This is a genomic window from Pasteuria penetrans (genome assembly GCF_900538055.1).
Lineage (GTDB): Bacteria > Bacillota > Bacilli > Thermoactinomycetales > Thermoactinomycetaceae > Pasteuria > Pasteuria penetrans.
The window spans coordinates 1,651,162-1,666,557 of record NZ_UZAC03000001.1 but is presented as its reverse complement, the minus strand read 5'-3'; the positions used below and the strand labels follow the sequence as shown (position 1 = coordinate 1,666,557).

11 protein-coding genes are annotated in these 15,396 nt (G+C 44.7%); 8 read left to right on the top strand and 3 right to left on the bottom strand.

Going from position 1 to position 15,396, the window contains the following annotated elements:
• The first annotated feature begins 121 nt into the window (after positions 1-121).
• Both PPRES148_RS06820 and PPRES148_RS06815 read left to right on the top strand, forming a co-directional pair.
• Positions 122-724: a gluzincin family metallopeptidase gene (locus tag PPRES148_RS06820; protein ID WP_149453801.1), complete on the top strand. Its 603-nt coding sequence runs from the start codon at positions 122-124 to the stop codon at positions 722-724.
• A gap of 169 nt (positions 725-893) precedes the next feature.
• A complete protein-coding gene (locus tag PPRES148_RS06815; RefSeq protein WP_149452698.1) occupies positions 894-1,091 on the top strand; it encodes a hypothetical protein in 198 nt (65 codons plus the stop codon).
• Here PPRES148_RS06815 and PPRES148_RS06810 read toward each other — a convergent pair.
• Positions 1,088-3,163, bottom strand: a complete 2,076-nt coding sequence (locus PPRES148_RS06810; RefSeq protein ID WP_149453800.1) for an IS256 family transposase — start codon at positions 3,161-3,163, stop codon at positions 1,088-1,090. The genes PPRES148_RS06815 and PPRES148_RS06810 overlap by 4 nt on opposite strands.
• A 574-nt stretch (positions 3,164-3,737) precedes the next feature.
• Here PPRES148_RS06810 and PPRES148_RS06805 point away from each other — a divergent pair.
• Together PPRES148_RS06805 and PPRES148_RS06800 are read left to right on the top strand one after the other, a co-directional pair.
• On the top strand, positions 3,738-4,826 hold the full coding sequence (locus PPRES148_RS06805; protein WP_187820774.1) for a hypothetical protein: 1,089 nt from the start codon (positions 3,738-3,740) through the stop codon (positions 4,824-4,826).
• Between the two features lie 485 nt (positions 4,827-5,311).
• Positions 5,312-6,319 carry a hypothetical protein gene (locus PPRES148_RS06800; RefSeq protein ID WP_149453798.1) on the top strand — a complete coding sequence of 336 codons (1,008 nt, stop codon included), beginning with the start codon at positions 5,312-5,314 and terminating at the stop codon, positions 6,317-6,319.
• Between the two features lie 75 nt (positions 6,320-6,394).
• Here PPRES148_RS06800 and PPRES148_RS12345 read toward each other — a convergent pair whose 3' ends face one another.
• Positions 6,395-6,700, bottom strand: coding sequence for a hypothetical protein (locus PPRES148_RS12345; protein WP_149453797.1), 306 nt, complete (start codon positions 6,698-6,700; stop codon positions 6,395-6,397).
• Positions 6,701-7,027: 327 nt separating this feature from the next.
• Here PPRES148_RS12345 and PPRES148_RS06790 point away from each other — a divergent pair, with 327 nt between their 5' ends.
• Together PPRES148_RS06790 and PPRES148_RS06785 are read left to right on the top strand one after the other, a co-directional pair.
• Positions 7,028-8,032 carry a hypothetical protein gene (locus tag PPRES148_RS06790; protein WP_149453796.1) on the top strand — a complete coding sequence of 335 codons (1,005 nt, stop codon included), beginning with the start codon at positions 7,028-7,030 and terminating at the stop codon, positions 8,030-8,032.
• Positions 8,025-8,279, top strand: a complete 255-nt coding sequence (locus PPRES148_RS06785) for a hypothetical protein (protein ID WP_149453795.1) — start codon at positions 8,025-8,027, stop codon at positions 8,277-8,279. The genes PPRES148_RS06790 and PPRES148_RS06785 overlap by 8 nt, the downstream gene beginning before the upstream one ends.
• Positions 8,280-9,245: 966 nt before the next feature.
• On the opposite strand, the gene PPRES148_RS06780 is transcribed toward PPRES148_RS06785, so the two are convergent.
• Entirely contained in the window at positions 9,246-10,502 is a 1,257-nt protein-coding gene (locus tag PPRES148_RS06780) for an IS256 family transposase (protein ID WP_246142962.1), read from the bottom strand.
• 1,747 nt (positions 10,503-12,249) lie between these two features.
• Between PPRES148_RS06780 and PPRES148_RS06775 the strand changes: the two genes are divergently transcribed.
• The gene (locus tag PPRES148_RS06775; protein WP_149453793.1) at positions 12,250-13,926 is read left to right on the top strand and encodes a transposase; all 1,677 of its coding nucleotides are present in this window, start codon (positions 12,250-12,252) and stop codon (positions 13,924-13,926) included.
• 414 nt (positions 13,927-14,340) lie between these two features.
• The gene (locus tag PPRES148_RS06770) at positions 14,341-15,216 is read left to right on the top strand and encodes a transposase (RefSeq protein WP_149453792.1); all 876 of its coding nucleotides are present in this window, start codon (positions 14,341-14,343) and stop codon (positions 15,214-15,216) included.
• Positions 15,217-15,396 lie beyond the last annotated feature (180 nt).

Here is a 15,396-nt window from a genome sequence, read left to right as displayed (position 1 = left end):
TAACTATCAAACTAGGGGACCATGATCCTTAATTTTACAGTCATCGGATAGGTGCTCCCTAGCAAGCATCTTATTCGTTTTCTAATACGTCACCGCCCACCCGATTCCTATAAAAAAATCCATGCTAAAGAGTCGCCATTCATCTACCCGCTATGAACAGCGGAGACCCGGTATTCTGTTAGATCCCGGATGTTATTTTGATTCCCATGCCTACACAAGTAGGGTTTTTGAAAATAGGGGGGATCATTCTTCTCGTCCGGTGTATCAAATTTCGGCCACTTATTCTCCACAGCAACGTGATGTAACCGGACATATGCGGGTTGAAATCCCGTCGGATCTTCCCGAGGCTAAGGGTGAGGAAGTTTTTTTTCGACTTTATCCTAATGCTTTCCATCACAATTGGGCGGTCGATAAGGAATCACATCCTGAAAAACCGGGTTTTTTGAGCGTCCAAAACGTAAAAGTAAATGGTCAAGAGGTCTCAGCAAAATTGTGGCGAGATGAAACCGTGATGAAGGTGGATTTACCACGGCGTGCCGTGGGTACAGCGCTGACTTTGGACATGGATTACCATCTTCGTATTCCGCAGGGTGGATTGCAGCAGTTGAAGCAGAATGGGAATACAGCTCTGTTAGCTCAATGGTATCCTATGTTGGCGCGACGGGACCGTGCAATTTCTTGTGGGGAATGCCCTATCTATGAATCTAGTCTCACCTTTTCGTAAAGCAATTGAGTAACATAATAACATTTTGTTATGACACTGTTCCTGTTTTGATATCCACGGCGGATTTATCTTATATTTATAAGGTGTTTCCTTTAATCACTAATTTATTGTAAATTCAGAAAATGATGGGCTGGACAGACCGTTGCGAGATTTAGGGGTATAATGGATATTGAGATGGGCGGCGGATACCCAGTCTGATGCTGGAAGGATTGTACCACATAGGTTACCCCCAGAACTAGGCGGTGGGATTCTTGAGAAGGAATATGGTACCTCCGTTCCGTGGAAGAACTCGTCGGATGGAGGGAGTTTCCCGGGGAAAAACCGTCGTGGCGCCTTAGACGGATTTTCCCCGAAAGGTGCTAGCTAGAAATCAAGGGTATGGACATCGTCCATACAACCCTGCCCTTGTTCCGTGCATAAGAGGGGATGAAAGTCATAAGCCGTGGTGGGGAGAGGTTCTCCGTTCGAAATTTCGGACTCGTAGTCAGCAGGGATCGAAAGAAGATCCTCGACAGGCAATGGGTTGGGGTTTTCTTTTTGTTTCCCCACCCAATAGAAAGCGGTAAGCATCAATTCCTTCATCGCTACCTCAAGACCAACGAATCCACCTTTTTTGCTATTCGTTCTCTCACGAAACAAAGCATTCAGAGATTCCGTGTAGTTCGTGGACAGTATATAGGGCAGAAGTATGGGATTTTGGGTTATGGATGCCGCTTGTAAGCTCAGGGAGATTTTTTTAGGACTGAGCCTTTCCCATGCTTCGCACGTCGCCTTATTTCCAAACCGATACTTCCCTGCACACTCAGACCACCGTTCTAGTGCCTGTCCCATATCCCCAGACCGTAAGACGTAAGAAGCATCCTTAGCCATTTCCTTCTTCATACTTTTAGGAGCTGCATTCATGATGTTACGAATCGCGTGAACGTAACATCGTTGGTGAACCGTATGGTGAGGAAAATGCTTGCGTACAACTAAGGGAAAAGCCCTATGCCCATCTGTGGTAACGATACGTATATCGTTGACATTCAGGCCCCGTTCCTTTAGTTTCCCTATATGCTGATCATAGGATTCCACATTCTCATCAGGCGAGGGGGTGATCCCTATTATATCCCGCCTCCCCTCCGCCGTGATACCCGTGCTGACTGCGATCGCCTTCGAAACATAACGACCCTCCTCCCGAATGGGAACAAAGAGGGTATCCATACCTATGGCTGTATATACTGTCGTGCTCAGATCCCTTTCGAAATATTGTATAGCATCGTTGTAATAAGGTTGCAACCACTGCGAAAGCGTTTCAGGGGGCGTCCGAAGGTTGAATCCTTCCTCCAATAGTTTACTAATTTTTCGCAAGGAGAGGCCCGGAAGATAAAGACGATAAACGAAATCTTTGAGGGTATTCTTTGCACTCTGATAACGTGGTAACGAGTACGGTGAAAATTCCCATCTTGTCCTAGGAACCTCTAGATCTAGTTCCCCAAACAGTGTGCTATATCCGCGATGATAGACCCCATTCCCCTCATCCTGGGGATATTTCAGACAATGGAGGGTTCGATCTACACGCATGCGTAAGTTACATAGGTCCTCGACAACGGGTTTCCAATTCTTTGGGTCGGTTAGAGGGTCTATCTCTGGGATCCATGCGTTTTTTAACAATCCAATCAGCGCCCGCACCAAAATACTACCACCGTCGTGATGGAACATGAGGCTAGTAATATCGTCCAGGGGAAGGGAATCCTTCGTCTTTTCCTTGTGGTTCGATGGACAACACAATAATAGCAGTTTCTCAATCAGATGCCTAGATTCCTCCCACTCCTTGGGACCCCATGAGGTAATTCCCTCCTTGAGATCATCGAAAAAACGTTGAGCACGTAAGAATCGATCCCGAGTTTTTGGATCGTGCAATTGATGATATCCATCCCCTTCGGATCGTGCATTCCCTGGACCTTTATCTTTTCCGTCACGCAAAGTTATGGATGGAGAATCCCCGATCAGTGGGTTGGGTTCCGTTTCTTGGGGGGCAGGGGACGGATTCGTACTATGTAATTTCCCAATCTCACCGGCTACCGCAGACCATTTTGTGTCCTTATTCCCTGCTTCCATTGCCGTTGCCTTGTTGGCTAGGGCCAGCTTCTCGTTTGCCATTGCCATTGTCTCGTTGGCTAGGGCCAGCTTCTCGTTTGCCATTGCCATTGTCTCGTTGGCTAGGGCCAGCTTTTCGTTTGCTATTGCCATTATGGTCCTATCGGTTAGAATCAGTTTCTCATCTAGTAAGACATTATGGCTATGACAGAAGGGACACGTACTTTTCAGTGTTTTTCCACAATACGGGGAGTCAATGGACCGGTCGCCTATCTTCATCGAATTTCTAGCTATCCATGACTCTTCTTTTTGGATATTGATTTTTCCTGATAATGTTGTATTATGGGTGTGGATGCTCATGTTTTCCCTCCTCTGAGTTTATTGTTTGTTGATGATCAATATTCTATCAGAGGTAGGGGGCATGAGTCATCCCCTTTTTACATAATAACGCTTCATTCTTTTTCACTGCAGATCGTGCGATCGTGCCCTATTTGTTGATCAGATCGCTTTGTCCATGGTAATGGAACCTTGTTCCATCTTATCCGTAATGTTGACAACATTACGGATTTTTTGTTGTTTTTGTACGTACCATAAACAGGATGGATCTTACTACAACACAATGTTCGTCTTCCGCGCAAGGACCTAGTAAAAATTTTATAAAAATTCATATGAAATAAGATAAATCCGCCGTGGATATCAAAACAGGAACAGTGTCATAACAAAATGTTATTATGTTACTCAATTGCTTTACGAAAAGGTGAGACTAGATTCATAGATAGGGCATTCCCCACAAGAAATTGCACGGTCCCGGAGAAAATGACAGCATATGTTATGTTGCTACTTGTTCCAGATGTTTTCGTTTTTAGTTATCCCAAAAATAATATAAAAAAATCAAAGTAGGAGTTGTTTTAATAATATGGGAAAATTCAAAAAAATGACGAAGTCAGCTATCTACCTGATGTTATCCGGGGTCGTTGTTGCATCACTCCCAGTCCACTCTTCAACAGCGGAAGAGGGGAAAATTAAGAAGGCAGGCTTCTCTAGTGTTGGCGATTCAGAAGGGGGGATAAAATCAGGGGGTATGCTCCCTGAGGAAGTAGGAAAGCAGGTTTCTGGTGTGGGTGATTCAGGGGAGGAAGGAAAATCAGGGGGTATGCTCCCTGGGGAAGTGGGAAAGCAGGCTTCTGGTGTGGGTGATTCAGGGGAGGAAGGAAAATCAGAGGGTATGCTCCCTGGGGAAGTGGGAAAGCAGGCTCCTCTTGGTGCGGGTGATTCAGAGGAGGAAGGAAAATCGGGGGGTGTGCTTCCTGAGGAAGTAGGAAAGCAGGCTTCTGGTGTGGGTAATTCAGGGGAGGAAGGAAAATCAGGGAGTGTGCCATCCACGAACAAAGAGCGGGGATTGTTAAATGAGGCAACGCATCGCAGTAACGACTCATGGGAAGAAAAACTAACGAAATTACAACAGGAGTTGGAGGTGAAGGCGGTAACCCCTGAGGAATTACCATCGCGTTCAGTTGGTTCTTGGGAGGAAAAAGTCGGACGTGAGCCAATGTTAAAGTTAAATGAATTCCTGACTGATAAAGGGATGAAACTAAATAAGAAGAACACACGTTTGCTTCGCTTTCAGATTAAGGAAGGGGCTTCAGCAGAACTATTGAGAAAAATGCCTGGAGATGTTACTTTTGTTTCTGAAACTGAGATCGTGGATACGGGTACAGGTGAGAGGAAGGGGTTACTCTTTACCTCAATGGATTCTTCGGCGCCCCCAATGGTTGAGTTGGAGAAAGGGGGTACTGACGATTTGCACAAATACTCTAGTAAGATTAGTGGGGGACGGTTTAAGCGCTTGGGTGTTTGTGAATATGCCTGCGGCTTTACCACGGGTGCAGGCGGTTACGGGATTGGCGTTCTGGTCTCTCGGATCCATCCCGTGACGAGGCCCTTTGGTCATTTAGTTGGTGTGGGTGTAGCGGGACTTACTGGTGTAGGTAGCACTTATATTTGTGATCGATTTTGTTCGTGAATGATATCCGTAAATAACAATTGTCGAGCTGGGTTGGCTGAAATGCCAATCCAGCTCATGTAACTATAAATAAATACCGTCACATTATGTGACCCCCACTGCCCCATAGGATTTTTCCCTATTCGGGTGCCAGTCTGATGTTGTGGCCTTGCGGCGCAGTACCCCTTTTTGCTGTATCTGTCCGAGTTTCGATCTAATGTTTGGTTCATTTTACGATGATTCTCCGCAATTTGGATTGTGCGTTGGCTGCTGGATCAAGCCGGGTAATTCAAATCCCCTGCTACATCCCTATTACGGGGGTTTCATCACTATTGTGAGTTTGATATTCCTAAATGGATTTTCTCCCTAGTGTTGTGATTTACTTAAAAGCAAATGTCGAAGTAGTCGATCGTGGTGGATAGAAACTGGGAATTGAATGGGAATGGAACCGATTTTGGTCTAAGGGATTTAGGAGCAAGTATTTCTATAGTTTAGGGGGGGCGGGAATGGAGAAATGGCTGTATACTTCAATGCATGGGCCGCCGCCTAGGGATACAGATCTTTGTTACCCTATACGATTCGTTGTGGCGCGTTGGGGTTGGATTAGCTTTCTCTTTCATTTTTTACTCTTCTTCTCTGTGTCACTCTACATGGTAGAAGGGGTACAGGCGTTGCCAAAGTATGGAATGCCATTGATGATAGGTTCCATTGGTTATATATGTTTTTCTATTATGGTTATTTTTTTGTTAAAAAAGGAAATAAAAAAAGAAAAAAATAATGAATTCCTTTCCCGGGCCCAGGTAGCTGCTAGACAGATGATTCAGTGGTCCACAAACCGTAAAAATTATCGGCGTGCTATAGTACAACATAGTTTATGGAGAAGGGGGGCTTGGTACTTGGTTTCATGGGGAGGAGGGGTATGGTTTTTGGTTATGACATGTGTATCCCTATGGACCTTTCCTTCCGTATGGTTGGTGACACTAGGCACAGTAGGATGGATGGCGGCTTTACGAGGGAGAATTTGGCAAGAAGAACACTGGTTGAGGGTGCAAGGCATTCATGTGGGTTTTGTCAATAGACGGATCATTATGTGTCTATTAGGGTATTTGTTATTCCTACATTTGCTTCATTTCGTTTCTCATTTTGGCGCTGGTTCAAACCCTTCTCTTCATTCGGATATGATATTTCGCGCCGGTAGTTCTTTTTCTTGTTTTTCGCTTTACCCTGTTTTACCTTCCTGGGCTCATCTCCTCTTAGGCCAGCGCCGTGCTTTCTTTAGGCCCTTCCTTAGCATTCGTTCTACTTCTGGTTTTTTCAGGCATTTAATTTTCTCACCTCCCTGCAATTATCTAGAAATATTTGATTATTATAATAATACACAGAGGAAGAGAGTGTTACAGTCCCGTAGTGGTACCAAAAATTGCTTACTTTGGGTTATTCTCGGTGTTTTAACGTTGTTTTCACTTTGTGGTCTTATCTGTGAAATTGTTAATATCAAATTGATTCTCTTCTGATCCCCTCTCCTGACTCACCCGAGCTAAAAAATTGTCGTTTGGAATCACGAGAGGCTGTTGCATGGACACCTAGACTTAGCCAGGTGAAAGGGCTAAGACTATACCGAAGCTGCGGTTGTGAACGGAGTCGGATCGCACGCTTTGCAAAGTTGCATGGAAGATGAGGGAGGACCCCGATTGGGGTCTTGTGTCCTTTTCAGAATCGGTCTGGTAGGGGGAAGATTCTAAACCACCTTGCGCTGCTGGTGTAAGAAGCATTGGTAGTGAGTTGGTCAAGGAAAAGGCGGGGAGGCCTGTTGGGTGTGGTGGGTTGTGGAGATCAAGCGTGTGGTTTTGTGAGAGGGTTGGCTGAGATGCTAGCCTTACTGGTGGTATTCCCAAAATGGATTTGCTCCCCTAGTGGTTGTGATTTACCCGCACACTGCCAAGGTCCCATAGCCCCAATTGGAGAATCGGGATGGAGAAGGAAAGTTAGGGGGTTGTTGTCGCTAGGATAGGATCGGAGGGACGAGTTATGGACTACGAATGTGGGAATTATGACACGGAAAATGGAGATTGATCCTACTTCGTGTCACCATAGGGGCAAATGTCGAAATAGTCGACCGTGGTGGATCAGAAACTGGGAGTTGAACGGGAATGGAACCGGTTGTGGTCTAAGGTAAGGGATTGAGAAGGTAGGTATTTCTATAGTTTCAGGGGGAAAAAGGAATGGGGAAACGATTGTGGACTTCAATGATTGGGTCGCCCGGAGATAAAGATCCTTGTTACCCTATACGATTTGTTGTGGCGCGTTGGGGTTGGATTAGTTTTTTCTTTCATTTTTTACTTTTTCTTCATATGTCACTTTACATGGTAGAAAAGGGACGGATCGTGTCAAAGTATGGAACACCATTGATGTTGAGTTCCTTTTGTTATATATATTTCTCTATTATGGTGGTTCTTTGGTTGAAAAAGGAAAGAAAAAAGAATGGTGGATTCCTCCTCCAGGTAGCGGCTAGACAGATGATTCAGTGGTCCACAGCCCGAGAAAATTGTCAGCGTGCTATAGTACAACATAGTTTATGGAGAAGGGGGGGGTGGTACTTGGTTTCATGGGGAGGTGCGTTATGTTTTTTGGTTATGACATGTGTATTCCTATGGATCTTTCCTTCCGTATGGTTGTTGACACTAGGCACAATAGGATGGATGGCGGCCTTACGCGGGAGAATTTGGCAAGAGGAACACTGGTTGGGGGTGCAGGGCATCGATGTGAATTTTGTCAATAGACAAATCATTATGTGCCTATCAGGGTATTTGTCACCCCTGCATTTGTTTCATTTCGTTCCCTATTTTGTTTCTGGTATCAATCCTCTTCACTTGGATATGATACTTCAATGTATTTTTATGTATACCTGGGCTCGATTTTCCCGTGTCCTACCTTCCTGGGCCCATCTTCTTTTAGGTCAGCGCCGTGCTTTCTTGAGACCCTTCCCCAGAATTCATTCTATTTCCGATCTTTTAAAAGATTTATTTTGCGCATCTCCTTGCAATTATCTAGGAATATTCAATTATGATCATGATACGCAGGGGGGGTGTGTGTTACAGTCCCATAGCGATATCAAAAATGGCTTACTTTGGGCTATCCTCTGTGTTTCAACGCTATTGTCGCTTTGTTGTCTTACCTATGATTGGTCCATATCAAACTTTGGATTTTTCGGCACCCCCAATGGTTGAATTGGAGGAAGGGGGTACTGACGATTTTTACAAATACTCTAGTGAGATTAATGGGGGACGGTTTAGACGCGAGGGTTTTTGTGATTATGCCTGCGCCGGTGCCACGGGTGCAGGCAGTTACTGGGTTGACTATGGGGTCTCTCAGATCCATCCCGTGACGAAGCCCTTTGCTTATTACGTTGGTATGGGTGTAGGGGGACTTACTGGTGTAGGTAGCACTTATGTTTGTAATCGATTTTGTTCGTGAATGGTATCCGTAGATAACAATCGTCGGGATGGGTCGGCTGAAATGCCAATCCAGCTCATGGGATTATATATAAATACCCTTGCATTATATGACTCTTACTGCCCTATAGGATTCTTCCTTATTCGGGTGCTAGTTCGATTTAATGTTTGGGGCTCTTGGCCAAACTTCGGACCTGGGGGTTCAGTCTCAGGAGTGAGGGCTGAACCATGGTTCGATAGATCAAATGCATCGTGGTAGGTTTCTGTGTTTATATCTGCCTAGATTCGGATTCTCTCCCACTGTATTCCAAGGTATTCTTGTGGGAACACAGTGGTACATATGCGTTATTTTTATAAAATTTAAGTTTTATATGTTATAATAATTGGCAACTCACCCTCTATCAGGGGGTCTCCGCTGTTCATAGCGGGTAGATGAATGGCGACTCTTTAGCATGGATTTTTTTATAGGAATCGGGTGGGCGGTGACGTATTAGAAAACGAATAAGATGCTTGCTAGGGAGCACCTATCCGATGACTGTAAAATTAAGGATCATGGTCCCCTAGTTTGATAGTTATTAAGAAAACAACAAAAAAATTAGGTCATTAGCCCCTCTTCTGCTATAATGCTCCATAGAGAACCCTCAAATTCCTATGGAAAAGCAGGTGTTAGAGCTAATGACCTACCCCCACTCTATCACAAATCCGGCAGCATCCGGACGGGTGTGTGCATTTTTCGGAGGGGATTTTTAGTCCCACTTTTTTGCCTCTTTGGGTGACCTTTTCTTGTATTTTTTTAAGCATAATTGTCTTATTAATTTGTATAGATAGAAAATTCGTTCCTGTCTTCCAACCTCCTCTCGTCCATTCTTATTATGAATCCTATAGGGATTGGGAAAAAAGACGATTCTTACTTTACCAAATTTTCGATCTAAATCGCAAAAAACACATGATTCCATACTATTTCTGCTTTCTTCCCAATCCCTATGATTCATGCTATCCTCTGGTCCGTTGTTTCCTGCCGTTTTTGGTGATCACGGAGACGGAAGAGGGTGGATATCCGATAAGCAGCCCTGTCATCAGGATAGCAGCGAGCTTTGTTCGTAATGCGTTTTAAATTCCCGTTTAAATTCTCCAGGATGTTTGTACTCCGATTCGACTTCTGATGGGTAAGGTCGTGTCCAAGGTGGATGGTGATATCTCGCAGGCCCTTTCGCAATACTTTTACCGTTTTCGGGGCCACGTCTTTATAATCCTCGCAGATCCTCATGCCAACTGCATAGGCCGTTTCACAATCCGGGGATTCCAGAACCTCTTTGCGCATCCTATCAAAGAGTATCTCTGGGGGAAAAGAGTCCTCCTCAGCGGCATCCCGCAGGTTTCTAAAGAAATGGGCAATACATCGTTGCCAATCCGATGCGGGGTAATGGACACGAACAGCCGTTTTGAGGCCAGGGTGAGCATCGGTAACGATCAAAGGAACCGATGATAAACCCCGCGAACGGAGATTTTTGAAAACCTGGTTCCAGGTGTCCAACGTTTCAGGTGGACCGTATCCAACGTAAAGAATTTCCCATACACCGTCCCACCTACGTCCCATTACTATGTAAATGGCTATTTTTTTCCCTTTGCCCCCCCGGATCCTGAGATAAGTAGCATCGGCCTGAAGAGCGGAATACTGGTTCTGTAGGGAACGGAGATTCCACGCGTCTAGGTGGCTATCATACTGGGAAATAAGACGTTGGGAGAGGGTGGAACGGGGAATCCTCTTGCCGAAGATCCACTTTGTTTGCCCCGCGATGACCTCCAGGGACATACCGCTGATTCGAAGGGAAACGATCTTTTCCAGCAAGTAGGGATCATAACGGAAATAGGGATCGGCTAGAACGGACTGGAACTTGACGTCTCGTAATCGTGGAATGAAAAAGGTAATGGGACCCCTATGGGTATCTAAAACATGTTTTCTATATCCATTTCTGATGATTGTACAGCGTCCTCCGTTGTCTCTTTGATACTTTTTTCGCCCCAGATATTGATCTCTTTCATAGTTGGCCAACCATGTCCAAGCTTTTCCAATGGTGGAATTTCCCCAGTTTTTATCATGCAGAATAGAATGCCCGACAGTTTGAACGGCTTTCTCGTATGATAATCCTGATTTTTGCAAATATTGTACCCGCTCTAGGAGATCGTTCTCCATTTTTTTATCACAAATAGGGGCCGGTAAGGCGGTATAAGTAGTGTGGTTCATCAATCTATATCCCCCTCTATTCCATAAAATTTTCAATTTTTACGGAACAGTATAACAGAAAGATAAACAAAAAGAAAATGGAAATTAATTACCATTTTTAACGAATTAGGATGGGTCAAGTACTATAGTGACATAGGTAAAAAAGGGGGGGAAGAGCTAGAAAACCAAAATATACGTTTTATATTTTAATATAGTAAATTTATTTTATATAGTAGTCCATGGGAGAAGCACCTCAAATGGGGGGAAATCCTCCCCCAAAAGCCCTGTTCAGAAATTCACACCCCCAACGGGATGCTGCCTACAGAAAGATCTGACCGTCCCCGAAAAATCCCCCCTTATTTTCCCATTCAAGGAAGGGGATCTAATCCTTGATGAAGAAATTTCTGATAAGGAAAAATGTTTTGAGTTTAAAATAGGGCGTGTCGAGAAAAACTGTCGGAGTCTTATGGAGATATGTATAAAGGGATGGAAAGGAGATTGCCAAGAATTGGGGAACATCCTTGCCTCGTTGGCAAAACAAACTATTGAATGTTGCAATGGGCTATTATGGATACGGCATAATCAGCTTTTGTTATAGAAAATGGCTACAATGGTTTGATACGTCCTGGTGGTATCCGGCTTACCACCGTACCAGATTCCCCGGTGTCCTCTTAGCCCACATTCCTGATCCCTTCGGGGGAAGAATCTAGGGGATCCCGTAGGTGATATACGGAATTCCTGAATGTAGGTTCGATTAGATTCCGGGGGCGTCACTGTGGGTACCCCTGTTGGTCCCCCGGTTTATCAAAGTCCCATGAGTATACAAGGATCTCCGAAAACAGGTGCCACTGCCTCCCTGGGTTTCGGAATTCCCCGCGCAAGGGCCTGTACAATTTAGGCCCAGTCCTGATCCGGATACCGCAGCTGTTAGCGATTTCCCGCTGGTCTCTCCCTAGGTTCCACAAGGTCTGATACACCACCGGGGTATGATATGGGTGCCAGTGGAACTTCCCAATCCCCTGGGTCTAATGGAAGGGACGGAATCCCTAACACTGCAATGCAAGTGTGCAAGTGTTACCGGGCCTTTGGGAACCCCCAACAAGGTTTTACAGGCCTCACAAGTACACATTATGGGGATCATCATCATCTGAATCTGACACGATAGGGGCAATCCTTGTATCATATTCATAATTATAAAATAAAAATAACAATATAAATGCATTTATGAATATATATTAAATCATACCCAATGAGGCCTGAAAGGTATAGAGAAAGATAGATACAAGGGTTCGGGTTGGATTCCCAATTAACATTTTTAAAAAAATAAAACCCTTCTCCTTACTGGAGCGGGTTTTTTGACGTATGGAGGTTCCGTACAGAAAGATCTGACCGTCCCCACGGAGGGCAACACTGCTAGAGATTTGTCTAGCCCTGGTGCTGGTGCCGTTAAAAAGGTTCACAATTGTTTCCTGAGGTTCGAATAAAAATGGAAAGTGGGCTTTTGCGGATTCATAAAAATAACTACATAAACTTTTATGAAATCATACTATCTATAGAAGCTCGGTTCCCTAATTATGGTTAGGTTACCGATATTATAATAATGTTCCGAATATATAGTCAAAATAGGATATGACCCTACCTTCCTTAACGTACATTCGAAACAACTTTATATGTATTACCTGAAAAATACCCTCAAAGAAACTTGAAGACCATCTGTTATTCCTATACAATCCTCTTTATACCCACTATAAAGGGAGGTTGATAACAGATGGTCTCAGGGTATTGTACCATAGAACAGTCGAACTTGGAAGGGGTAGAGGAATGGATTGAATGCTTCGCGGATAAGTGGCGCTGGTGTTCCACCAAGGAAGAAATTAAACTTGCAACCCTTTGCGAGTATTATGAGAAACATGCTTCATGGTACAAGGAAACATATGCCGATTATCATAATACTATCGGTCAACCCTGCAAGGATATCCTTTTTACCATAATCCTGGAGTCCATTAAAGAAACCTTTGGGTGGACAGACAGGGAATTGATCGAACGTATTCCACGGGAAGGAGTGTTCTTTGAAGCTCTGGGGGGCAAAAAAGGAAAGCCCCTTATAGGTAGGAGAACATTATACGAAGGCAGAAAACGGTTGTTGGCATACGAGGAGAAAACAAAATGCAATGTTACACAGGACTCCTTTCAGCACTTCACCACCTTCCAAAAGTCAATAGTAGGTATGACATCCACCTGCCGTAGAATGGATAGCACGCTAATCAACAGCAACATAAGGAAATTGACCCGTAATGACGTGATCTATCTGGTGGCGAAAAATGTGGTTTGTATCTCGGCTGAACTCCTGATTCCCCTCCCCGCGGAGTGGGGGGTTTTTCTGGAGAAGGGGTGTAAACTAACAGACATCGATAGTCGGCAATCATTGGGCTATCAGCCTCCCCTTCCCCCAAAAAAAGGGGCAACAGCAAGGGATCATAGGACTGCAGAGCTAATTGGGGTTTGCTTGGCTGTAAGGGAACAGGTCTCCCACTATGACAACATCAGATCAACCAAGGAGTATGCATTGCTGGAAAGGGTGATCTGGGAACAAACTGAGGAGGATGAACAAGGAAATCTCAGGATGCTCTCCAAGGTGCGTTCTGGTAGTCTACAAAGCCCTTATGATCCTGATGCTCAGTACAGGAAGAAGAACAAACAGGAATGTTGGGGATATTCCGGACAAATCGTAGAGGATCGTGATGGAGAGAAGGGAGTAAGCCTAATTTCCTTCTTTGATATGAAAGGTTCCCTTCATCCAGATACGGCCTTTGCGAAGGAGTACATAGAAACATGGGTTCCCCATGATGGAATGCGGTTGTGTGCCGATGGGGGGTACTACAGCCATGAGATAAGCGAACTTGCCCAATCAAAGGGTATTTCGCTATGCTTCACCAATATGACGGGCCGAAGGGAGAACCCCGATAAATTGAGGGCAAGCACGTTTGTGCGAGACAAAAGAACAAAGGAAATTACACGGTGCGTGGCAAACAAGGAACCCGAGAACAGCCAGTACAAACCAGGGAGAAAACCAGGGAGCGGGACCAGTGTGGCTTATTTCAAAGGGGAGGATTGCAAGAAGTGCCCCTTTGCGGATCAGTGCATTGGCAAACTCAACAAAACAGGGGGAAGAACCATAAGATTAACCGACCGAACGTACTCGGCGGCGGAGCAAAGAGATCAATTGGAGGAGACAAAATATAGGGAAGCAGGGAACAGTCGTGCGGCCATTGAGGGCGTTTGCTCCGCACTAAAAAATGCTTACGGAGCTCGCCGACTTAAGGTGCGTGGTGAACGAAGAGCTAGGTTGACAATGTTCGCAAAGTGTGTAGCGTATAACACATCTCAAGTCTCCGAATATATAGTAAAATTTATAAGAATAATAAGGAGAGAAGCCATATCGTGATGAGCATATCTCATAATTTCAAAAATTCATAAAATAATCGGCACTATAGGCCGGTCTATTTGGCGTGCCAAGGTGTGCGGAATAGGGCATTCATTTCCGCGATCATGGGTTCAAAAACCGAGTTTCCATGGTTATAGTAGAAATCCAACCATAATCGTTACGTTTCACACATATCCAGTCCAAAACATTCATACTATTCAATTTTTTATTTACATTACAAATTATTCATACATATTATACAGAAGTAATTCATTAACTAATAGCAATCAATATATATCATTTTGAAATATAATTAATATCGGAAAAAACCAAATCAACTGACTTTTAATTCCAGCACCAGCACCAGCCCTCAAACACTTTGGGAACCAGTACAAGGAGTTTCAATCCGCCCCAGTCCATATACTGTTGCAAAGGGTGATAGGAGAGCAGACAGAGGAAGTTGAACAGGAAGGGCAAAAGAGACTCATGGTGCGTTCCACCTCGCCATCAGGCAGTCTGCAAAGCCCCTTTGATCCAGACGTCCAATGTCGTATCAAGGGTAAGCAATTGTGTAGAGGGTATGTTTGTAACCTTGTCGAGGCCCGTGATGAGGTGAAGGGATTGAGTATACTCACCCATGTAAATACCCAAGGGGCACTTCATTCCGATAAGGATTTTGGAGTTGACTATATATCCAACCATGCACCAGAGGACAACAAGACCTTGTATTTCGACGGAGGGTACAACTGCCATGAGGTAAGGGAGGCGGCTAAAGAACGTACTATCGATATACACCCAACTGATATGTTGGGAAGAAAGGAAAATCCCAGTAAAAAAAGGGTAAGCGGGTTCAAGAGGGGAAAGGATGGAAAGATCCATCGGTGTCCTGGTGGCAAGACCCCCGACTCATCCACGTACCAACCCGGAGAGAAGGGCAAGGGTAAGATAGTGGCCCGCTTCCATGAGGGGACTTGCGGGGGATGTAAATTTGCCGAGCAATGTGCAGCCAAACCTCTGAAGAGGGGGGAAAGGGTCCTGCGCACCACAGATCAGTCCTATTCAACGGCGGAACAACGAGACAAAATGGAGCAACCGGGGTACAAAGAGAAGGGTAATCGTCGTGCGGCTGTGGAGGGGGTTTGTTCTTCTATGAAGAACCGTTTTCAGGCGGCCAAAATGAAGGTGCGTGGTAAGACGAGGGTGGCACGGGCCATGATGGCAAAAGGATCTGCTTATAATTTATCCCAGGCCGTTCGTTATCTTCAAAAGAAGATCAGGAAGATAAGGATAAGATCACCCATAACTACATAGGGTTTAATATATAATACTATTTAAATAAAAAATAAAATTCGACTTTATGTCGGTTTCTTTGGTGTGCGCAAAAGGGGCGAGATAGGAACCGGATCCTATGATTCCACGGTGATTTCGGTGGTTCAACAAAAAATAACCGATCGCACGAAATTTTCAGGTGCAATCCCCCTAGAAAGGGGT

Excerpts from the sequence above, each read along its gene's own strand:
- PPRES148_RS06820 (WP_149453801.1), top strand. The coding sequence starts at position 122 with ATGCTAAAGAGTCGCCATTCATCTACCCGCTATGAACAGCGGAGACCC.
- PPRES148_RS06810 (WP_149453800.1), bottom strand. The coding sequence starts at position 3,163 with ATGAGCATCCACACCCATAATACAACATTATCAGGAAAAATCAATATC.
- PPRES148_RS06805 (WP_187820774.1), top strand. The coding sequence starts at position 3,738 with ATGACGAAGTCAGCTATCTACCTGATGTTATCCGGGGTCGTTGTTGCA.
- PPRES148_RS06800 (WP_149453798.1), top strand. The coding sequence starts at position 5,312 with ATGGAGAAATGGCTGTATACTTCAATGCATGGGCCGCCGCCTAGGGAT.
- PPRES148_RS06790 (WP_149453796.1), top strand. The coding sequence starts at position 7,028 with ATGGGGAAACGATTGTGGACTTCAATGATTGGGTCGCCCGGAGATAAA.
- PPRES148_RS06785 (WP_149453795.1), top strand. The coding sequence starts at position 8,025 with ATGGTTGAATTGGAGGAAGGGGGTACTGACGATTTTTACAAATACTCT.
- PPRES148_RS06780 (WP_246142962.1), bottom strand. The coding sequence starts at position 10,502 with ATGAACCACACTACTTATACCGCCTTACCGGCCCCTATTTGTGATAAA.
- PPRES148_RS06775 (WP_149453793.1), top strand. The coding sequence starts at position 12,250 with ATGGTCTCAGGGTATTGTACCATAGAACAGTCGAACTTGGAAGGGGTA.